17 protein-coding genes are annotated in these 19,856 nt (G+C 75.5%); 9 read left to right on the forward strand and 8 right to left on the reverse strand.

Features of this window, described 5'->3' with window-relative positions; genetic code table 11:
- Positions 1 to 180: 180 nt before the first annotated feature.
- Positions 181 to 948: an SDR family oxidoreductase gene (locus ACI79C_RS15515; RefSeq protein WP_456946558.1), complete on the reverse strand. Its 768-nt coding sequence runs from the start codon at positions 946 to 948 to the stop codon at positions 181 to 183.
- Between the two features lie 191 nt (positions 949 to 1,139).
- Here ACI79C_RS15515 and ACI79C_RS15520 point away from each other — a divergent pair, with 191 nt between their 5' ends.
- Positions 1,140 to 1,895 (forward strand): DeoR/GlpR family DNA-binding transcription regulator, encoded by a 756-nt coding sequence (locus ACI79C_RS15520; protein ID WP_456946559.1) that lies wholly within the window; start codon positions 1,140 to 1,142, stop codon positions 1,893 to 1,895.
- 13 nt (positions 1,896 to 1,908) lie between these two features.
- Here ACI79C_RS15520 and ACI79C_RS15525 read toward each other — a convergent pair whose 3' ends face one another.
- Positions 1,909 to 3,297 carry an FGGY-family carbohydrate kinase gene (locus tag ACI79C_RS15525; protein WP_456946560.1) on the reverse strand — a complete coding sequence of 463 codons (1,389 nt, stop codon included), beginning with the start codon at positions 3,295 to 3,297 and terminating at the stop codon, positions 1,909 to 1,911.
- Positions 3,294 to 4,268, reverse strand: a complete 975-nt coding sequence (locus ACI79C_RS15530) for a 1-phosphofructokinase family hexose kinase (RefSeq protein ID WP_456946561.1) — start codon at positions 4,266 to 4,268, stop codon at positions 3,294 to 3,296. Before ACI79C_RS15530 ends, ACI79C_RS15525 begins: the two co-directional genes overlap by 4 nt.
- A 207-nt stretch (positions 4,269 to 4,475) precedes the next feature.
- Between ACI79C_RS15530 and ACI79C_RS15535 the strand changes: the two genes are divergently transcribed.
- Positions 4,476 to 5,309 carry a class II fructose-bisphosphate aldolase gene (locus ACI79C_RS15535; RefSeq protein ID WP_456946562.1) on the forward strand — a complete coding sequence of 278 codons (834 nt, stop codon included), beginning with the start codon at positions 4,476 to 4,478 and terminating at the stop codon, positions 5,307 to 5,309.
- Between the two features lie 4 nt (positions 5,310 to 5,313).
- Here the strand turns inward: ACI79C_RS15535 and ACI79C_RS15540 are convergent, their stop codons facing one another.
- Complete coding sequence (locus ACI79C_RS15540) at positions 5,314 to 6,567, reverse strand: AGE family epimerase/isomerase (RefSeq protein ID WP_456946563.1); 1,254 nt, start codon at positions 6,565 to 6,567, stop codon at positions 5,314 to 5,316.
- 248 nt (positions 6,568 to 6,815) lie between these two features.
- On the opposite strand from ACI79C_RS15540, the gene ACI79C_RS15545 reads away from it, so the two are divergent.
- The 4 genes from ACI79C_RS15545 to ACI79C_RS15560 are packed head-to-tail and all read left to right on the forward strand — an operon-like array spanning position 6,816 to position 10,831.
- Entirely contained in the window at positions 6,816 to 7,958 is a 1,143-nt protein-coding gene (locus ACI79C_RS15545) for a LacI family DNA-binding transcriptional regulator (protein WP_456946564.1), read from the forward strand.
- A 28-nt stretch (positions 7,959 to 7,986) separates the two neighbouring features.
- Complete coding sequence (locus ACI79C_RS15550) at positions 7,987 to 8,745, forward strand: ATP-binding cassette domain-containing protein (protein WP_456946565.1); 759 nt, start codon at positions 7,987 to 7,989, stop codon at positions 8,743 to 8,745.
- Positions 8,742 to 9,848: an ABC transporter permease gene (locus ACI79C_RS15555; protein WP_456946566.1), complete on the forward strand. Its 1,107-nt coding sequence runs from the start codon at positions 8,742 to 8,744 to the stop codon at positions 9,846 to 9,848. The genes ACI79C_RS15550 and ACI79C_RS15555 overlap by 4 nt, the downstream gene beginning before the upstream one ends.
- Complete coding sequence (locus ACI79C_RS15560) at positions 9,845 to 10,831, forward strand: ABC transporter substrate-binding protein (protein WP_456946567.1); 987 nt, start codon at positions 9,845 to 9,847, stop codon at positions 10,829 to 10,831. The genes ACI79C_RS15555 and ACI79C_RS15560 overlap by 4 nt, the downstream gene beginning before the upstream one ends.
- A 67-nt stretch (positions 10,832 to 10,898) precedes the next feature.
- Here the strand turns inward: ACI79C_RS15560 and ACI79C_RS15565 are convergent, their stop codons facing one another.
- Positions 10,899 to 11,591 carry a nucleoside/nucleotide kinase family protein gene (locus ACI79C_RS15565; RefSeq protein WP_456946568.1) on the reverse strand — a complete coding sequence of 231 codons (693 nt, stop codon included), beginning with the start codon at positions 11,589 to 11,591 and terminating at the stop codon, positions 10,899 to 10,901.
- Between the two features lie 220 nt (positions 11,592 to 11,811).
- Between ACI79C_RS15565 and ACI79C_RS15570 the strand changes: the two genes are divergently transcribed.
- The 3 genes from ACI79C_RS15570 to ACI79C_RS15580 are packed head-to-tail and all read left to right on the forward strand — an operon-like array spanning position 11,812 to position 15,181.
- Positions 11,812 to 12,540, forward strand: a complete 729-nt coding sequence (locus ACI79C_RS15570; RefSeq protein WP_456946569.1) for an SDR family oxidoreductase — start codon at positions 11,812 to 11,814, stop codon at positions 12,538 to 12,540.
- A gap of 44 nt (positions 12,541 to 12,584) precedes the next feature.
- Entirely contained in the window at positions 12,585 to 13,706 is a 1,122-nt protein-coding gene (locus ACI79C_RS15575; protein ID WP_456946570.1) for a LacI family DNA-binding transcriptional regulator, read from the forward strand.
- Positions 13,703 to 15,181, forward strand: coding sequence for a mannitol dehydrogenase family protein (locus ACI79C_RS15580; protein ID WP_456946571.1), 1,479 nt, complete (start codon positions 13,703 to 13,705; stop codon positions 15,179 to 15,181). The genes ACI79C_RS15575 and ACI79C_RS15580 overlap by 4 nt, the downstream gene beginning before the upstream one ends.
- 3 nt (positions 15,182 to 15,184) lie before the next feature.
- On the opposite strand, the gene ACI79C_RS15585 is transcribed toward ACI79C_RS15580, so the two are convergent.
- Genes ACI79C_RS15585 through ACI79C_RS15595 form a run of 3 tightly spaced genes read right to left on the reverse strand, consistent with a single transcriptional unit; the run spans position 15,185 to position 19,766 of the window.
- A complete protein-coding gene (locus ACI79C_RS15585) occupies positions 15,185 to 16,153 on the reverse strand; it encodes an NAD-dependent epimerase/dehydratase family protein (protein ID WP_456946572.1) in 969 nt (322 codons plus the stop codon).
- Positions 16,150 to 18,723 (reverse strand): alpha/beta fold hydrolase, encoded by a 2,574-nt coding sequence (locus ACI79C_RS15590; RefSeq protein ID WP_456946573.1) that lies wholly within the window; start codon positions 18,721 to 18,723, stop codon positions 16,150 to 16,152. Before ACI79C_RS15590 ends, ACI79C_RS15585 begins: the two co-directional genes overlap by 4 nt.
- Positions 18,720 to 19,766: a 3-oxoacyl-ACP synthase III gene (locus ACI79C_RS15595; RefSeq protein WP_456946574.1), complete on the reverse strand. Its 1,047-nt coding sequence runs from the start codon at positions 19,764 to 19,766 to the stop codon at positions 18,720 to 18,722. The genes ACI79C_RS15590 and ACI79C_RS15595 overlap by 4 nt, the downstream gene beginning before the upstream one ends.
- Positions 19,767 to 19,856: the final 90 nt, after the last annotated feature.

The raw sequence follows: 19,856 nt of genomic DNA on the forward strand, positions 1-19,856 counted from the left end.
CCGGACCCCCGGTCACCGGATCGACCCCGGCACCCTTGGCCGAGGTGTTCCCCCCCGCGTAGTTGGTGTTCCGCGGATCGCCACCCAGCCGGTTGCTCCGCCCGATCAGCTCACTGACCACGGGGTTGGTCACGGTCGTCGTCCTCCGGTGGTGTCGGGGGTGCGGGGGAGTGGGGCAGGTCAGACGGCGGTGTAGGCGCCGTCGATGACGACGCTCTGGCCCACCAGGTACGACGACCGGTCCGAGCACAGCAGGACGACCAGCGCCTCGAGGTCGGCGGGCTCGGCCATGCGCCCGGCCGGGATCATGTCGGTCCAGCGGCGGGCGAGGTCGGGGTTGGCGTCCATGAACTGCCGGGTCATGTCCGAGAGCACGTAGCCGGGGGCGATCGCGTTGACCCGGATGCCCAGCGGCGCCCACTCCACCGCGAGGGCCTTGGTGAGCATGTCCACCCCGGCCTTGGACGCGTGGTAGGAGGCCTGGTGCTGGGGGACGTTCACGACCTGGGCGGACATCGAGGAGATGTTCACGATCGACGCCCGGGAGCCCGCGGCGCGCGCCGCCCGGGCCAGTGCCTGGCAGCACACGAACGTGCCGGTGAGGTTGATGTCGATGACCCGCTGCCAGGACTCCAGCGGCGCGTCGATGCTGTCCTCCCACACCGTGATGCCGGCGGCGTTGACCAGGATCGACGGGCTGCCCAGCGTCCGCTCCACCTCGGCGAAGGCGTCGGCGACGCTGCGCTGGTCGGTCACGTCGGTGGGGAGGCCGACGGACGCGACGCCGGCCTCCTCCCGGAGGACCGCGGCCCGCTCTCCGACCTCCGGCAGGACGTCGAGCAGCGCGGGCCGCACGCCCCAGCGCGCCAGCGCGCGGGCCATCGTGAGGCCCAGTCCCCGGGCTCCTCCGGTCACCACGGCGACGCGGCCGTCCAGGTCCTCGAACACGAGAGCTCCCCTCCGTCGGCACGGTGCCGCACGACGCTCGCCGTCGTGGAGTTGACACCTTGTCACACCGTGGACCAGGGACACCCTGGCGGCCCGGGCCGCCGACCGCAAGGTCCGCGCGCGGGTCGGCCGTCCGTGGCTGCGCGGTGTGACATCATGTGAACTCGGCGGGCGACGGACGGGAGGGGCCGATGGCGGTCGGCAGCACCTTCGACGTCGAGCGCCGCCGCCGCGGTCTGGCCGACCGGCTCCGCGCGACCGGGGTCGTCCGGATCGACGACGCCGCGACCGAGTGGCTGGTCCATCCGATGACCATCCGCCGCGACCTGCGCAGCCTGGAGCAGGAGGGACTCGCCCGCCTGGTCCGGGGTGGGGCGGTGTTCGCCGGGCCGACCGGGTTCGCCGGCCGGCAGGCCCGGGCGCTGCCCGCCAAGCGGCGGATCGCGGAGAAGGTCCAGCGCCTGGTCCCGCGCAGCGCCGCGATCGGCGTCGACGCCTCGACCACGGCCCTGCAGGTCGTCGAGCAGGTGCGGCCCGACGACCTGCTCGTGGTGACCTACGGGCTCGAGGCGTTCCAGGTCCTGCAGGACCGGCCGGGGGCGCGCGCCTACCTCACCGGGGGCGAGCGGGACCGCCGGACCGGGAGCATGGTCGGGCCGCTGGCGCTCCGGGCGCTGCACGGCTTCAGCCTGTCCCGCTGCTTCCTCTCCGCGACCGGCGTCCACCCGGTGCTGGGCTGCACCGAGCCCACCGCCGAGGAGGTGGAGATGAAGCAGGCGATGGCGGCCGTGTCGTCGTCGGTCGTCCTGGTCTGCGACAGCACGAAGCTCGACGCCCGCGCTCCCGTGCGGTCGATCGACCTGGGTCAGGTCGACCTGCTGGTCACCGAGCTGGCAACCGAGGACCAGCGGCTCGACCCCTACCGGGACCTCGTCGAGCTCCTCTGAGCGCGCCCGCGCGTCACCCGAACGCGCGGGTGTACGCCTCCCGGCGCTCCGGCGGCACGTCCGGGTCGGGGCGGCGCCGGGGGAGTGGCGGCGGCAGCGTGCCGGTGACACCGCGCACGGCCAGGTGGGCGGCGCCCAGCGCCGTCGCCTCCTGCGCGTCGACGAAGGCGGCCGCGCCCTCGCCGACCGCCCCGCGGATCTCCCGCCAGGCGGCGGACTCGGCGGGCCGTCCGGCGATCAGGCGCTGGACGACGGCCCGGCCCGCGGTGCGGCTGAGGTCGCGGGTCATGTCCCGGGACGCCACCGCGGTGGTCTCCATGAGCGCGCGCAGGATCGTCGCCGCGGGGACGTCGAGCGGCATCCCGGTCAGGGACAGCCGGCGGTCGGCGGAGATCTCCCCGCGGACGCCGTGGCTGCCGACCGGCTCGTCGCCCAGGAGCATGTCCAACGGGGTGGCGGGGTCCAGGCCCAGCAGCCGCGTCCAGGTCAGGTACAGGCCGCCGGAGGGCAGCGCCGCGTGCAGGTAGAACAGCCCGTCGGTGACGAAGCAGCCGACCTCGCTCTCGCTGGTCGCCGCGGGGTCGAGGGCGTCGGTCACGAGCAGGTGCGCCTCGGAGGTCCCGGCCGAGATGAACAGGTCGCCGGGGGAGCGGGCCCCGGCGGCGAGCGCGCCGCAGAAGTGGTCGTGTCCGCCGGTGACCAGCGGCACGCCGCGCGCCACGCCCAGCTCCGCGGCCACCTCGGCGCCCAGCTCACCGACCACGGTGCCCGAGGGCACCAGCCGGGGGAGGGTCAGCCCGCCCATCCCGACCACGTCCAGGCCCTCGGGGCGCCAGGAGCGGGTGGGGGCGTCGAACAGGCCGGTGCGGGAGGCGTGGGAGTGGTCCATCACCAGGTCGCCAGGGCCCAGGGCGGACAGCAGCCAGCTGCCCAGGTCGGTCAGGGTGGTGGCCGATCGCGCCCGGTCGGGGCGGGCGCGCGCCCACCAGGCGAGCGTGTGGACGGTGTACTCGGGGTGCCGCAGGCCGGTGACCGGAGCGCGGCGCTGCAGTTCGGCGGCGTGCTCGCGGGCGGCGTCGTGCCCGACGCCGGAGAACCAGGTCGGCACGTCCCCGACGGGCCGGCCCGCGTCGTCGAGCAGCACCGCCTCCTCGCCGACCGACGTCACGGCGATGCCGCCGAGCGCGTCCCGCGCCTCGGGACCGGCGTCGGCGAGGGCGCGGCGGGCCGCGTCGACGGCCACGTCCCGGATCGCCTGCGGGGAGTGGACGGCGACGCCCCCGGCGTCCTCCTGGGGCGTCGGGGCGGCGGCCGCGGCGAGGACGGCGGAGCCGTCGGCCCCGAGCAGCACCGCCTTGGTGCGGGTCGTGCCCACGTCGATGCCGAGGAAGGTGGCGCTCACCCGCGCACTCCCGGGACGGCGGTGGCGACGGCCTGGTCCTGCAGCGCGAGGACCTCGTCGGGACCGCTGAGGTCGGGCTCGAGGCGGGCGGCGTTGGCCGCCCCGGCAGCCGCTCCGGTGCGCAGGGCCGACTCCCGGTCGTCCCCCCGGGCCAGCGCCGTGACGAAGCCGGCCAGCATCAGGTCGCCGGACCCCGTGGCGTTGACGACGGACACGACGGGGCTGCGCACGTCCCACCCCTCGGCCGCCGACCGGTAGGACAGGCCCGCCGCACCGCGGGTGACGACCACCGCACGGACCCCGGCGTCCAGGGCGCGGCCCATCAGCGCCGGCAGGTCCGCCGCGTCGTCGTCCCCCTCGGTGAGGCCGGCGTCGGCGCGCAGTTCGTCCTCGTTGACCTTGAGGACGTCGGGCCCCGACCGGACCGCCAGGGCCAGGCCCGGACCGGAGGTGTCGACGACGGTCAGCACCTCGCGCCCGCGCAGCGCGGTGACGCACCGCGCGTAGAGGTCCACGGGGGCGCCGCGCGGGAGGCTGCCGGTGCACACCACGAGGTCGCCCGGGCGCACCGCCGCCAGCAGCCCGTCGACGAGCGCGTCCACCTGCGCGGGGCGCACCTCGGGGCCGGGCTCGTTGACCACGGTGGAGGCGCCCGTGGCGCTGTCCACGATCACGGAGGTCACCCGGGTCTCCCCGTCGATCTCGACGTGGTGGTCCTCGATGCCGAGGTCGCGGCAGCCGGCCGAGATCTGCCCGCCGACGGACCCGCCGACGAAGCCGTGCAGCGCGGCCCGGCCGCCCAGCCGCATGACGCCGCGGGCCACGATCATGCCCTTGCCCCCGGGCCGGCTGACCACCTCGGTGGCCCGGTTGACCTCGCCGACCGCCAGCCGGGGGACCACCTGCAGGCGGTCCTGCGCGGGGTTGGGGCTGACCACGTGGACCGTCGGGCCCGCGGGGGGTGCTGGCACGTCTCCTCCTCCTGGGCCGGCCGGGCTCCGGGCGCCGGTGAGCAGGCTAGAGGGGGGTGTTGCTAGTTTTGCCGCCGGGCCGGGGCGTCGCCGATCGCCGGGTCAGTGCCGGTGACCGGCTCCCCGGCGACCCGCAGGGCCCGCGCCCTGCCACCCCCGAGCCCGTCCCGGACGCTCCCGGGGGGACACCTGACCCGAGGAGCACCCGTGGCACGCGCAGCACTGACCGACGTCCTGGCCCCGGCGCAGCAGGCGCGCAGCGGCCTGGGTGCCTTCAACGTCATCCAGATCGAGCACGCCGAGGCCATCGTGGCGGGTGCGGAGGCCGCCGGGCGGCCCACCGTGCTGCAGCTGAGCGAGAACGCCGTCCGCTACCACGGGGCCCTGGCGCCCATCGCCCGCGCGATGCTGGAGATCGCCGACACCGCCGACGTCCCGGTCGTGGTGCACCTGGACCACGCCACCGACGTCGAGCTGGTGGAGCAGGCCCTCGCGCTCGGCTTCACCTCGGTGATGTTCGACGGCTCGACCCTGCCCGTGGAGGAGAACCTCGCCACCACGCGCGGTGTCGTCGAGCGGGCGCACGCCCTGGGCGTCTCCGTGGAGGCCGAGATCGGTGAGATCGGCGGCAAGGACGGCGTCCACGCCCCCGGGGTGCGGACCCGCCCGGAGGACGCCGCCGAGTTCGTGGCGGCGACGGGCATCGACGCGGTCGCGGTCGCGGTCGGCAGCTCCCACGCGATGACCACCCGCACCGCCCGGCTGGACCTGGAGCTCATCGCCGCCATCCGGGACGCCGTCCCCGTGCCGCTGGTGCTGCACGGTTCCTCCGGCGTCCCGGACGACCACCTGCGGGAGGCGGTCGCGGCCGGCATGACGAAGATCAACATCTCGACGCACCTCAACGGCACGTTCACCGGCCGGGTCCGCGAGGTCCTCGCCGGCGACCCGGCGCTGGTCGACCCCCGCAAGTACCTGGGGGCGGCGCGGACGGCGACCGCGCAGGAGGTCGAGCGGCTGGTCCGGCTGCTCGCCGGCTGACCGCTCAGGCCCCGCGCAGCGCCTGGCGCAGCGCGGCGGCCAGCACCGGTGCCAGCGGCAGCTGCGGCAGCAGGGTGGCCTGGTAGGCGTGGTAGACGTCGGGCTTGCCCGACCACACCGGCGGGCTGTCCCCGGCGGGCAGCTCGTGGACCCAGCTGCCACGCTCCCGGTCGAGGAAGCGGGTGGCGGCCTCGTCCCAGAAGGTGCGGTACCACTGCTCGTACCCGTCCTCGCCGGTGCGGAGGACGAGGGCGGCCGCCGCGCCGATGGCCTCGGTGAGCACCCAGTGCAGCCGGGAGGCGACGACCGGGCGGTCCTCCCAGTCCAGCGTGTAGACGAAGCCGGACTGCCCGTCGGGCGCCCACCCGACCTCGACCGCGGCCGCGAACAGGCTGCGGGCGTCGGGCAGCAGCCAGTCCGGCGCCGCCTCGCCGAGGGCGGCCTCGAGGTGCAGCAGCAGGCGGGACCACTCCAGCCAGTGCCCGGGGGTGGACCCGAAGGGGCGGAACTTGTCGTTCTTGCGGTCGGCGTTGTAGTCCGGGAGCGGCTGCCACGCGGGGTCGAAGTGCTCGGGCAGGCGCCAGCCGTTCTCCCGGGCCGCCGTGTGCACGAGCCGCTCGGCGATGCTCGCCGCCCGGGTCAGCCACCGGTCGTCCCCGGTCACGGCGGCCGCGGTGAGGAACGCCTCGACCATGTGCATGTTGCTGTTCGCGCCGCGGTAGGCCTCCAGGTCGGTCCAGGTCCGGTCCCAGCTCTCCACGCAGCGACCCTCGTCGGACCGCCAGAAGTGCCGCTCCGCCACCTCCAGCGCCTCCCGCAGCAGGTCGGCGGCGCCGGGGCGGCCGGCGGCGGTCGCGCTGGCCGCGGCGAGGACGACGAAGGCGTGGTCGTAGGCGGACTTGTCCGTGGCGGCGGGCGCGCCCCCGGCGGTCAGGGACGAGTACCAGCCCCCGTGCTCGGCGTCCCGGAACGGGCCGGTCAGGGCGGCGAGCCCGGCGTCGACCAGCGCCCCGGCACCCGGGCGCCCGCGCAGGTGGGCCAGCGCGAACACGTGCGTCATCCGGGCGGTGATCCACAGCTGCGGGAGCTGCCCGGGGTCGGGGCGGCCGTGGTCGTCCAGCCAGGCCGAGCCGGTCCCCGGACCGCCGGAGGCCTCGGCGAAGGACAGCAGCCGGTCGCCCTCCCCGTCCAGCCAGGCCCGGTGGGCCGGCAGGGACGTCCAGGAGCCGAACGGCGCGTCGCCAGCGGTCAACGTCATGGGTCCTCCTCGAGGGGGGCGTCCGGGCCGCCGGGGTGGTCAGGGGAGGGACCCTAGCCGCCGGCCACAGCTGTGTCTCAGGTGTGTATCGATGGATTGACATCGATGACACGCGCTTGTTCCATGACGCACGTCACGTCGTGACCCAGACCCCTCGAACCCCGCAGAGGTGCGTGCCGTGCCCGTTCCCGCCAGGACTCCCCGCCCGTGCGGCGCCGGTCCTGCGGCCGTGTCCCGGGGAGCCCGCCGTGCCCGAGCGCGTCACGTTGCGTGACGTCGCCCGCATCGCCGCGGTGAGCCCGAAGACGGTCTCCCGGGTGGTCAACGGCGACGCCCACGTCACCCCGAGCACGCGGGCCCGGGTGCAGCAGGCCATCGCCGACCTCGGCTTCCGGCCCAACCTCGTGGCCCGGTCCCTGCGGGTGGGCCGCGCCGACGTCATCGGCCTGGTGGTCGAGAGCCTCGCCGACCCCTTCTTCGCCCGGCTCACCAGCGCCGTGGAGCAGGCGGCCCACGAGCGGGGCCTCGCGGTGATGGTCTCCAGCGCCGGCCACGAGCCCGAGCGCGAGACCGTGATCGTGCAGAGCCTGCTGGTGCGCCAGGTGGCCGGCCTGATCGTCGTCCCGATGGCGCAGAGCTCCGCCCACCTCGCCGGGACGGGGCAGCGGACCCCCGTCGTCTTCGTGGACCGGGTGCCGGAGGGGGTTCCCGGCGACGCCGTCCTGGTCGACGACCTGGGCGCGGGGGAGGCGGCGACGCGGCACCTGCTCGACCACGGGCACCGCAGGGTCGCCTTCCTCGGGTCCGCCCTCCGCAACCCGACGACCCGGCTGCGCCTGGCCGGGTACCGCCGGGCGCTGGAGGAGCGCGGCCTGGCCGTCGACGAGTCGCTGGTGGCCGTGGGCGCCGAGTCCGCCCCGGAGGCCCGCGCGGCCGCCGAGCAGCTGTTCGCCGGTCCCCGGCCGCCCACCGCGGTCTTCTCCTCGAACATGCGCTGCTCGCTCGGGCTGGTGCCGCTGCTGCACGGCAGCGGCCGGACCGACGTGGCCGTGGTCAGCTTCGACGACTTCCCGATGGCCGACTCGCTCGTACCGGCGGTCACGGTCATCGACCACGACCCGGAGGTCATCGGCGCCGCCGCGGCGGAGCTCCTCTTCCGCCGGCTGGAGGACCTCGACGCGCCCGCGGAGACCGTCGTGGTGCCGGTCCGCCTGGTGCCGCGCGGCTCGGGCGAGCTGCGTCCGCCGGGACCCTCCGGTGCACGGGGCGGCGGAGGCGGGGCGGAGGCTGGACGACCGCCGGGTCCTCCGGCGGACCAGGACGCGGTCCTGGAGCACGACAGGGAGCAGGACATGGAGCACGACGGAGTGGAAGGGGGGCGTCGACCATGACGTCGCCGCACGGACAGCAGGAGGCGCGGTGACCCCCGCCCTCGAGGCCCGGGGCCTCCGGCGCGAGTTCGGGCACGTGCGTGCCCTCGACGGCGCCGACTTCGACGTCAACCCCGGCGAGGTCGTCGCCCTGATCGGCGACAACGGCGCCGGCAAGAGCACCCTGGTCAAGGCGCTCTCGGGCTCGCTCGCCGTCGACTCGGGCGAGCTGCTCAGCGACGGGAAGCGGGTCACGATCGACAGCCCGTCCGCGGCGCGGGCGCTGGGCATCGAGACCGTGTACCAGGACCTCGCGCTGGCCCCGCACCTGGACCCGGTGCAGAACATGTACCTCGGCCGGGAGGTCATGAAGTCGGGCCTGCTGGGCCGGCTGGGCTTCATGGACCACGCGGAGATGCGGGCGAAGACGCGCCAGGCGTTCGACGACCTCGGTGCGACGGTGCGCGACTTCAGCGCGCCGGTCGGGTCGATGTCCGGCGGTCAGCGCCAGCAGATCGCGGTGGCGCGCGCGGCCGCCTGGGCCAGTCGCGTCATCTTCCTGGACGAGCCGACCGCGGCGCTGGGCGTGGTGCAGACCCGCAACGTGCTCGACCTGATCCGGCGGGTGCGCGACCGCGGCATCGCCGTCGTCTTCATCAGCCACTCGATGCCGCACGTCATCGAGGTGGCCGACCGGATCCAGGTGCTGCGGCTGGGCCGGCGGGTGGCCACCTATGACGCGAAGCAGACCTCGATGGAGGAGCTGGTGGGGGCAATGACCGGCGCGATCAACCAGGAGGCGGCGTGAGCACCGCCACGGGGCAGCAGCAGGCTGCCGGGCCCGCGCCGGCCGACGAGGAGGCGCCGAAGACCCCGCTGCAGCGGTTGCTGAGCGCCCAGGCCTTCCAGATCCTCGCGGTCCTGCTCATCCTCGTCGTGCTGTTCAGCGCGGCCGAACCGGACGCGTTCCTGTCGATCAACAACTTCCGCAACATCGTCGTCAACGTCTCGATCCTCGCCATCATCGGCGTGGCGATGACCTTCATCATCATCACCGGCGGGATCGACCTGTCCGTCGGCAGCGTCCTCGTCTTCAGCGGCGTCGTCGCGGCCCAGACGATGCAGGCGCTCGGCGGCCAGGGCGTGGGGGTCTCCCTCCTGGGTGCCCTGATCGCGTGCGTGTCGGGCACCCTGTGGGGCCTGCTCAACGGCGTGCTGGTGGCCAAGGCGAAGGTGCCGCCACTGATCGTGACGCTCGGGACGCTGGGCATGGCGCTCGGCGGCGCCCAGATCCTCACCGGCGGGATCGACGTCCGCGGTGCCCCCACGGTGCTGACCGACACGATCGGCTTCGGGCGCCTGTTCGGGCAGATCCCCTACCTGTCGATCATCTCGCTGGTGGTCGTGGTGGTCGGCGCGGTCATCCTGCACCGCACCCGGTTCGGTCGGTACACCTACGCCGTCGGCTCCAACGACGAGGCCGCCCGGCGCGTCGGCGTCCGGGTCGACCGGCACCTGATCCTGGTGTACACGCTGGCCGGCTTCTGCGCGGGCCTGGCGGGCATCCTCAACCTGGCGTTCTTCGCCTCGACGACGCTGGCCGGTCAGTCCAACACCGCGCTCAACGTCATCGCCGGCGTGGTCATCGGCGGCACGAGCCTCTTCGGGGGCATCGGCACCATCGCCGGCACGGTCGTGGGCCTGTTCATCCCGGCCGTGCTGCAGAACGGCTTCGTGATCATGGGCGTCCAGCCCTTCTGGCAGCAGGTCGTCGTCGGGGCGTTCCTCATCGTCGCCGTCTACGTCGACCAGGTCCGCCGCGCCGCGGCCGCGCGCGGCGCGAGCGGCCGCCGCTCCCTGTCCTCACGCTTCTCCCGCCCAGCCCGGGCCCGTCGAAAGGAAACCCAGTGAAGAGAAGCACCTCGGTGAAGGTGTCCGCCGTCTCCGCCCTCCTGCTCAGCCTCGCCGCGTGCGGTGGGGACGACGGCGGCGGTGGCGGTGGCGACGCCGCGGGCGGCGGTGGGGACTACGAGGTCGCCTTCGTCCAGGGCGTGGCCGGCGACGAGTTCTACATCACCATGGAGTGCGGCATCCAGGAGGCCGCCCAGGAGATGGGCGTCGAGGTCACCGTCCAGGGCCCGCAGCAGTTCGACCCGGCGCTGCAGACCCCGATCGTCGACAGCGTCGTGGCCAGCCAGCCCGACGGCCTGCTGATCGCCCCCACCGACGTCAGCGGCATGTTCCGGCCGATCAAGGCCGCCGCGGACGCCGGCATCACGGTGGGTCTGGTCGACACCACCCTGGAGGACCCGTCCATGGCGGTCACCCAGGTCGCCTCGGACAACGAGGGCGGCGGCGCGGCGGCCTTCCAGGCCATCCAGGAGGCCAACCCGGACGGCGGCACGGTCCTCGTCGTCGGGCACGAGCCCGGCATCAGCACCAACGAGGCCCGCATCAAGGGCTTCCTCGACGCGCTGGCCGAGGACCCGAAGTTCACCGCCCTGCCCACGCAGTACGCGCAGAACGACCCCGCCGAGGGTGCCCGGATCGTCACCTCGACGCTGCAGGCCAACCCGGACCTGATCGGGATCTTCGGCACGAACCTGTTCGCGGCGGAGGGCGCGGCGACCGGGTTGCGTCAGGCCGGGGCCGAGCAGCAGGTGACCGTCGTCGGCTTCGACGCGGGCCCCGCCCAGGTCGAGGCGCTGCAGAACGGCACCGTGCAGGCGCTGGTCGCCCAGCAGCCGGCGGAGATCGGGCGCCAGGGGCTCGAGCAGGTCGTCGCCGCGCTGAACGGTGAGGAGACCCAGGCCGAGATCCAGACCGGCTTCACGATCCTCACGCAGGACAACCTCGCCGACAACCAGGACGCGGTCTACAAGTCCGACTGCTGATCGGCAGCACCCACGAGCGACGCCCCGTCCCTCTCCCGAGGGGCGGGGCGTCGTCGCGTCGAGGGCCTCAGGCGGGGACGTCGGGAGGCGTCTCCGGCACGTCGAGGTGCACGACCAGGTCGGCGCGCGACCGCGACGTCTCCACCGTGCGGCCGTTGCGCCCGTCGACGGTGCGCACCCAGTCCTCGGCCGCCTGCGGCTCGTGGCCGTACGAGCGCCGCCGGCGGAGGAGGCGCTGCTCGCGCACCTCCGGCGGGACGTCGAGGTACCAGACCTCGTCCAGGCACGCGCGCACCGCCGACCAGCCGTGCTCCTCCAGGAGCAGGTAGTTGCCCTCGGTGAGCACCAGCGGGGTGGCCGGGGGGACCGGGACGGCGCTGCCGATGGGCTCCTCGAGCCCGCGGTCGAAGACCGGCCCGTAGACCGGCGCGTCCGACGGCGTCCGCAGCCGGGTGAGCAGGGCGACGTAGCCGTCCACGTCGAAGGTGTCCGGCGCGCCCTTGCGGTCCCGCCGCCCGAGGCGCTGCAGCTCGACGTTGGCGTAGTGGAACCCGTCCATCCCGACCAGGGCCGCCCGCTCGCCGAGCGCGGCGTGCAGGGCCGCGCACAGCGTGGACTTGCCCGCTCCCGGCGCGCCGGTGATGCCGAGGATGCGCCGGGTGCCCGGACGCGCCAGGGCCGCGGCCCGGTCGACCAGCTGCTCGACCGTCTCGCGGACGACCGGTGGCGACCCGGTGCCCGACGGTGCTGCCTCGTGCACGGTCCACGTCCTCTCCGTCCGCACGCCGGCCGCTCCGGAGACGGGCGGCGGCAGCGGTCCTGCGGCACGGTAGGGAGGGCTCGACAACGATGTCAACGGCGGCCCGCCGATGGCCATGTCACCGGTGACATGGCCGCTCCCGTGTGGTTGCATCGCCGGAGCACCGGTCCGGCGGGACGGCGGTGCCGACCGCGCAGGACTGCTGAGGAGATGTGCTGACATGACCGACTTCAACGGCCGCACCGTCCTGGTCACCGGGGCCACCGGGGGCATCGGCGGGGCCACGGTCCGTCAGCTCGTGGCGGCCGGCGCCGACGTCATCGCCAGTGGCCGGTCGGTCGAGGGCCTGGAGGCGCTGTCCGCCGAGACCGGCGCCCGGCCGCTGCCGTTCGACCTCACCTCGGAGGACAGCGTCCGCTCGGCGCTCGAGGGGCTCGACCTGTGGGGCGTGGTCAACTGCGGCGGCTTCGGCGGGGAGATCGCCACCCCGATGGAGACCGACATCGCCGTCTTCGACGAGGTCATCAGCATCAACGCCCGCGGCGCGCTGCTCGTGACGAAGTACGCCGCCGCCTCGATGATCCGCCTCGGCCAGGGCGGTGCCATCGTCAACGTCTCCAGCCAGGCGAGCCTCGTGGCGCTGTCCGGCCACATCTCCTACGGGTCCTCGAAGGCGGCGCTGGACAACATCACCCGCGTCTCGGCCCTCGAGCTGGGCAGGTACGGGATCCGCGTCAACAGCGTGAACCCGACCGTGGTGATGACCGAGATGTCGGCGTGGTACTGGGGCCGCCCGGACATCGAGGGGCCCTTCCTGGACCAGATGCCGCTGGGCCGGTGGGCGACCGAGGAGGAGATCGCCGCGCCGATCGTGTTCCTGCTCAGCGACGGCGCCTCGATGATCTCCGGCGTGTCCCTGCCGATCGACGGCGGCTACACCGCCCGCTGAGCCCGGGTCGGGGTCGGCTGCCCGGCGCGGGAGCGCGCACCGCCATGACGACGATGCGCGACGTCGCCGCCCGCGCCCGGGTCAGCGCCAAGACGGTGTCGCGGGTCTTCAACGACGACCCGCACGTCCTGCCGGAGACCCGGGCGCGGGTGACCGAGGCACTCCGCGAGCTCGGCTACGTCCCCAACTCGCTGGCCCGCAGCTTCCGCACCGGCCGGCCGCCGGCCCTGGGCGTGGCCGTGCCCGACCTCGCCGACCCGTTCTTCGCCGCTCTCACCCAGGCCGTGGAGGAGGTCGCCACCGGCGCCGACATGGCCGTCGTGGTGAGCAGCCTCGGGTACGACCCCCGGCGGGAGGCCGGCGCCCTGGACTCGCTGCTGCGGCGCTCGCTGAGCGGGCTCGTCGTCGCCCCGACGTCGCAGGACCACAGCTCCCTGGCCACCTGGGCCGCCCGCCTCCCCGTCGTCTTCGTCGACCGCCCACCGCAGGGCCTGGCCGCCGACGCCTTCACCGGGGACGACCGCGCGGGCGGCCGGATGGCCACCGGGCACCTGGTCGCCCACGGCCACCGGGAGATCGCCTTCGTCGGGGACAGCCCGCGCATGTCCACCACCGCCGAGCGGCTGGCCGGTCACCGCGCGGCGCTGGTGGACGCGGGGATCGAGCCGAGCGACGAGCTGGTCGCCTTCGGCGCGTCGGACGCCGCGAGCGCCGAGCAGGTGGTCGGCCGGCTCCGCCGGGCCGCTCGGCCGCCGACGGCGCTGGTGAGCGCCGACGCCCGCACGACGATGACGCTGGTCCCCGCGCTGGCGGGCAGCACCTGGGCCGTCGTCGGCTTCGGCGACTTCCCGATGGCCCACATGCTCACGCCGGCGCTGACCGTCGTCGACCAGGACCCCGTCGCGCTGGGGCGGCGGGCCGCCGAACGGGTGGTCGCGCGGCTCGCGGCACCCGAGCGACGCTTCCGCCGGCACACGGTCACCCCGGTCCGGCTCGTGGAGCGGCGGTCGTGCTGGTCCCCGGCGGACGCGTCGGTCCTCTTCCCCGGCTCCGCACCGGGGTCGGGCACCGCCACCTCCTCGGTCGGGGCCGCCTCGCCGGACGCCGACGACCACCGTCCCGCTCCACCCTCGTCCCCGCCGCTCGCAGAGGAGCCCCCGCCGTGACCACCCCGCTGCGTCAGTCGACCCTGGCCACGTTGCCCGAGGCGGTGCGGCGCCCGGCCTACGACCGCGCCGCGGCCGCTCCCGGCGTCGTCCACCTCGGGGTCGGCGGCTTCCACCGCTCGCACCAGGCCGTGTACCTCGACCGCCTGCTCGGCCGGGGGCACGCCGGCTGGGGCATCACCGGCGTCGGCGTGCTGGCCGTCGACCGGCCGCTGCACGCGGCGCTCCGGGCCCAGGACGGGCTCTACACCCTGGTGCTCAAGGCCCCGGACGGGTCGATCGAGCCCTCCGTGGTGGGTTCGCTGCTGGACCTGCTGCTGCTCGACGACGACCCCGAGGCGGTCCTCGCGGCCATGGCCGCGCCGACGACGCACGTGGTGACCATGACCATCACCGAGGGCGGCTACAGCACCGACAAGGCCACCGGCCGCTTCCGGCCGGACGACGCCCTGGCCGCCGACCTCGCCGGTCCGGTGCCGCGCACCGCCTTCGGGCTGCTCACCGAGGCGCTCCGCCGGCGACGCGCGGCCGGGACCCCGCCCTTCACCGTCATCTCCTGCGACAACGTCGAGAGCAACGGCGACCTGGCCCGCCAGACCCTGGTCGAGTTCGCCCGCCTGCAGCAGGCGCGCACCGGCGACGACCTCGCCGAGTGGATCGCCGCCTCCGTCGCCTTCCCCAACTCCATGGTCGACCGCATCACCCCGGCCACCACCGACGAGGACCGCCGGCGGCTGACGGCGGAGACCGGCGTCGTCGACGCGTGGCCGGTCGTGGCCGAGCCGTACCTGCAGTGGGTGCTGGAGGACCGGTTCAGCGACGCGCGCCCGCCCCTGGAGGAGGTGGGGGTCCAGCTCGTCGAGGACGTCCGCCCGTACGAGCTGATGAAGCTGCGGCTGCTCAACGCCAGCCACCAGGTCATGTCCTACCTGGGCTACCTGGCCGGGCACCGCCGGGTCGACGAGGTGCTCGCCGACCCGCTGTTCGCCGCGCTGGTCGAGCGCTACATGCGCCTCGAGGCGACACCCACCCTGCCGCCGGTGCCGGACACGGACCTGGCCGCCTACCGGCGCACCCTGCTGGAGCGCTTCGCCAACCCGGCCGTCAGCGACACCCTGGCCCGCAACTGCGCCGAGGGGTCCGAGCGGATCGCCACCTTCGTCCTGCCCGTCGTCCGCGACCTGCTCGCCCAGGGCCGCCCGTGCGACCTCGCCGGCCTCGCCGTCGCCGCCTGGGCGCGGTACGCCGCGGGGGTCGACGAGGACGGCGACCCGATCGTCGTGGTGGACGCCCGCCTGGAGCAGCTGACCCCGCTGCTGCGCCGGTCCGAGGACCCGCTCGCCGTCCTCGGCTGCGGAGAGGTGTTCGGCGACCTGGCCGACGACGAGCGCTTCCGGAGCGCCTACGCCCGGGCGGCGGACCTGCTGGACCGGCTCGGCGCCCGCGGCGCGGTGGCCGCCCTCGTCCCCGCGTGACCGTCAGGCCCGGCGGTACCAGTCGGCCAGGCGGGAGAACCCCTCCTCGAGGCCGACCCGCGGCCGCCACCCCAGCGCCGCCCGGGTCCGTCGCTGGTCGAACCAGTGGGCGGTGGCCAGCTGCTCGGCCAGGAAGCGGGTGAGCGGGGGGACCGACCGGCGGCGCGTCATGGCCCAGACCCCCTCCGCCGCGGCACCGGCGGCCCAGGCCGCGGCGAACGGCACCCGGCGGCGCGGCCCGGGGACGCCGGCGGCCCGGCACAGCCGGTCGAGGACCTCGGCCACCGGGCGGGGCTCTCCGTTGGAGACGACCAGGGCCTCGCCGTGCACCGCTCCGCACGCGTCCACGGCGGCGACCAGCGCGGCCGCGGCGTTGTCGACGTAGGTCGTGTCGATGAGGGCCGCGCCCGAGCCGATCACCGGCAGCCGCCCGGCCCGCGCCCGCTCGACGATGCGCGCCACCAGCTGGGTGTCCCCGGGGCCCCACACCAGGTGCGGGCGCAGCACCAGCACGGCCAGCGACGGGGAGTCCGCGGCGAGGGCGTCGAGCTCGGCCACGGCCTTGGAGCGCGAGTAGCGGCCGCGGGCCCGCGCGGGGTCGGCCGGCCCGGCGCCCACCCCGGTCAGCGCCGTCCCGGCGTGGGCCACCGACGGGGAGGAGACGTGCACCAGCCGGCCCACCCCCGTGGCCCGGCAGGCGGCGAGGACGGCGCGGGTGCCCTCGATGTTGGCGTGCGCGTACTGCGCCCAGGGCCCGGTGACGTCGACCTTCGCGGCCAGGTGCAGCACGGCGTCCTGGCCCTGTGCGGCCCGGCCGACCACGGCCGGGTCGGCGACGTCCCCCAGCACCTCGCGGCACGGCAGGCCGGAGGGACGGCGCTGCAGGACCGTCACCTCGTTCCCGCGCTCGAGCAGCCCGGTGGCCGCGGCCCGGCCGAGCATCCCGCTCGCCCCGGTGACCAGGACCCTCACGGGCGGGGCGACCGGGCACCGGCCAGCACCCGTGCGGCCCGGCGGGCGACCTCGCTCCGGTCGACCTTGGACTGGTGGCGGATGTCCACCGGCAGCCGCGCGGCGGTGAGCACCGCCGCGACGTCGACGCCCGCGACCGCCCGGACGGCGTCGGCGGTGTCGGCGTCGGCGAGCCGCAGGCGTGCTCCCCGGCCGCGCCGGTCCGGGCTGCCCGACGGCACGACGACCACCACGACGACCTGCGCGCCGGCCGGTCCGACGCCGACCGCCGCGGCGGCCGACACCCCGGGCAGCCCCTCGACCCGCTGCTCGATCCCGACCGGCGTCACCACCCCGGAGGCCGTGGGGACCACGTGCTGGAGACGCCCCTCGATCCACAGCCGCCCGTCCGCGTCCAGGTGCCCGACGTCGCCGGTGCGGTGCCAGCCGGGGTTCCGCGACGTCGTCCGCTCGAGCGCCCACAGCGCGTCGTAGCGGTCCTTGACGTGCGCGGCCTGCACGCAGACCTCGCCGGGGACGCCCGGGCGGTCGGTGAGCTCGCCGTCGGCCGACCCGTCGGGGGACAGGGGGCTGACCCGCACCCGGACGCCGGGGAGGGGGCGGCCCACGCAGACACCCTCGCCGGTGCCGGCAACCTCGATGCCGGCGAGGGAGACGTCGGTGACCGGCAGGACCTCGGTCATCCCGTACGGGGTGTGCGCGTCGGCGGCGGGGAGGACCGCCCGCAGCGACCGCAGCAGGGATGCCGGGACCGGCGCGCCGGCGGACATGAGCAACCGGATCCCGGCCAGGGCCGCGCGCCGGGCCGACGAGAGCTCCGGTGCGCTGGCCACGACCCGCCGCAGCGCCGCGGGCGAGGCGAAGACCACCGTCGCGTCGACGGCGGCCGCCGCGTCGGCCAGCGCGGCGGCGGTCAGCGAGCCGGGCGCGGTGACGTCGACGTCGGGGACCGCGGACCCGATGCCGAGCGCCGGACCGAGGATCGCGAACGGCGCGAACGCGGCCACGATCCGGTCGCCGGCGGTGAGGCCGTAGGTGGACCGCACGAGCTCGAGCTGGGCCGCGGCCTGGCGGTGCGTGTAGACGACGCCCTTGGCCGGTCCGGTCGCCCCCGAGGTGAAGAGGACGGCGCAGTCGGCGTCCAGCGGGGCCTCGACGGGCGCAGGCGCCGACCGGCCGAGGACCTCCAGGTCGTCGAGGGCGTGGGCGGCGCCCAGGCTCCGCAGCGCGGCCCGGCCCACCCGTCCGGCCGCGATGCGGGTGCCGGGCAGGCCCATCAGGCGGGCCGCGGCCAGGCCCGTGCGGCTGCCGATCACGGCGTCGACGGCTGCGCTGCGCAGGGCCCGGCGCATCCCGGCGAACCCGAGGCCCTTGTCCGCGACGACGACGACGGCACCGGCGCGCCACACGGCGTACACCGCGGCGGTGAGGTCGGCCGACGGCTCCACGAGCAGCGCGACGCGGGCTCCCGGGCGGACGCCGGCCGCGGCCAGCCCCGCGGCCAGGCTCGCCACCCGCCGGGCCAGCTGCGACCAGGTCACCGGAGCGCCGCCGACCTCGACGACCGCGGGGGCGTCGTCGCCGGCCCGCTCCTCCAGGGCCGACCACAGGCGGCGCCCGCCGTCCGCCACGGCGCGGGCCGGCGGCTCGGCGGGGCCGCTCCCCAGGTCGGCGACCCACTGCACCACCGCGTCGGCGTACTGCGGGGCGTCCTCGGGGAGCAGGTGGGAGGCGCCCTCGTAGCGGTGCAGCCGGGCCCGGGGGAGACGGCTGCGCAGGTCGGCCAGGTACCGCTCGCCGAAGACCGGGTCGCGGGGGCCCCACAGCAGCAGCGCCGGGACGTCGAGCGACCGGATGCCCTCGGCGACCGCCTCCTGCACCGGCCGGGACGGGTGGTCCGGCGAGAACGGGATGTCGGCGACGAAGTCCCCGACCGACCGGCGGCGCGCCGCCGTGCGGTAGGGGGCGGCGAAGGCGCGCCGGACGTCGGCGGGCAGCGCCGGCCGGGACAGCGCCGTCGTCGCCCGGACGAACACCGGGGTGCCCACGGTGACCGTCGCGCGCACACCCGGGAGGTGGGCGAGCCGGATGAGCGCCGGGCCGAGGTCGCCCTCGGGCATGGCGACGGCGGTGTTGGCCAGGACGACGCCGCGCAGGTCCTGCCGGTGCTCCAGCGCCCACCCCAGGGAGATGACGCCACCCCAGTCGTGCCCGACGGTGACCACCGGGCCGCTGACGCCGAGCGCCGCGGTGAGGTCGCCGAGGTCGGCCAGCCGCTGCCGCAGCGACCTCGGCCCGGGCAGTCGCTCGGACCAGCCCATGCCGAGCTGGTCGGGGGCGACCACCCGCCAGCCCGGCGGGGCCGCGGCCAGCAGCCGGCGCCACAGGTAGGACCAGGTCGGGTTGCCGTGGACGCACAGCAGGGTGCCGACCGGGTCGGGGACGCCGTTGTCGAGGACGTGCCAGGTGTGCTTGACGCCGGTGCTGTCCGGGACGTCGACCAGGCGGGACCAGCCGGGGTCCAGACCGGGGAGTGCGGGCGGGAGGATCGCCGCGTCCTCCGCCCTCACCAGGCGATCTCGAGGCACGCGGCGTTGAGGCCCGAGCCGATCCCCATGAGCAGCACCCGGTCACCGTCGACCAGCGAGTCCTGCTCGCCGGCGAGGGTGAAGGGGACCGACGCCGGGCCGAGGTTGCCGCGGGTCGGGAACGTCGTCGGCACCCGGGCGGGGTCGACGGAGAAGCGGTCGCACATGGCCTGGGTGTGCACCTTGGACACCTGGTGCATGACGTAGCGGCTCATGCCCTGCGCCCAGTCGAACTCGTCCGCGGCGTCGGCCCACATCTGCAGGGAGAGGTCCAGGCCGGCGTCGAGGAGGCCCTTGAGGTCGGTCCGCATCATGTCGTTGTCGCCGACGCACAGCTCGTGGTGCTCGCTGCCCGCCCGGCTCACCGACCCGACGAGGCGGTGGCCCTCCGGGTGCCGGTCGGCGCGGCCGAGCACCATGGCGACGGCACCGGAGCCCAGGGTCAGGGTCGCGAACTGCGCCAGCACGTCCTTGGACACGGTCTCCGGGCGGTTGAGCCGATCGATCGTGCGCTCCTGCACGGGGCGGGAGTCCTCGCCGTTGACGATCAGCGCGTGCTCGACCAGCCCGGAGTCGATCATGGCGGCGGCCAGCTCCATGCCGTTGACGAAGCCGAGGCAGGCGTTGGTCACGTCGAAGTTCTGGCACGACCGCGGCAGGCCCAGCGCGTGGTGGACCGCGACCGCGGTCGAGGGCTCCAGGTACTTCCGGCTGACCGAGGTGTTGATCATCACGCCGATCCCGGCCGGGTCGACGCCGCTCTCGCTGATCGCCTTGGCCCCGGCGGTCGCGGCGCCGTCGACGAAGCTGACCCCCTCGGCCCACCAGCGCCGCTCCCGGATGCCGGCGAGGCGCTCGAGCAGGCCCGGGCGCAGCCCCACCCGCCGGTAGGTGTCGGCGAGCGCGTCGTCGAACGCGTCCGAGCTGATCACACGGGAGGCGTCGGCCGTCTGCACGGTCAGGACCGCCGTGTTGGTGAAGCGGTGTGTGGCGTTGTTGCTCATCTGCGACGTCCAGTCCTCCAAGGGCAGACGTCCTGGTCCGCCGCGCCCTCTTTCATCGGCCACTACCCGACCCGTCCAGCGCTATTCCACAGGGCGTCCCCTCGCGGTGTA

It is taken from the genome of Geodermatophilus sp. SYSU D00697, from assembly GCF_054050175.1.

Coding starts and splice junctions, on each gene's coding strand:
- ACI79C_RS15520 (WP_456946559.1), top strand. CDS start 1,140: ATGGCGGTCGGCAGCACCTTCGACGTCGAGCGCCGCCGCCGCGGTCTG.
- ACI79C_RS15540 (WP_456946563.1), bottom strand. CDS start 6,567: ATGACGTTGACCGCTGGCGACGCGCCGTTCGGCTCCTGGACGTCCCTG.
- ACI79C_RS15570 (WP_456946569.1), top strand. CDS start 11,812: ATGACCGACTTCAACGGCCGCACCGTCCTGGTCACCGGGGCCACCGGG.
- ACI79C_RS15575 (WP_456946570.1), top strand. CDS start 12,585: ATGACGACGATGCGCGACGTCGCCGCCCGCGCCCGGGTCAGCGCCAAG.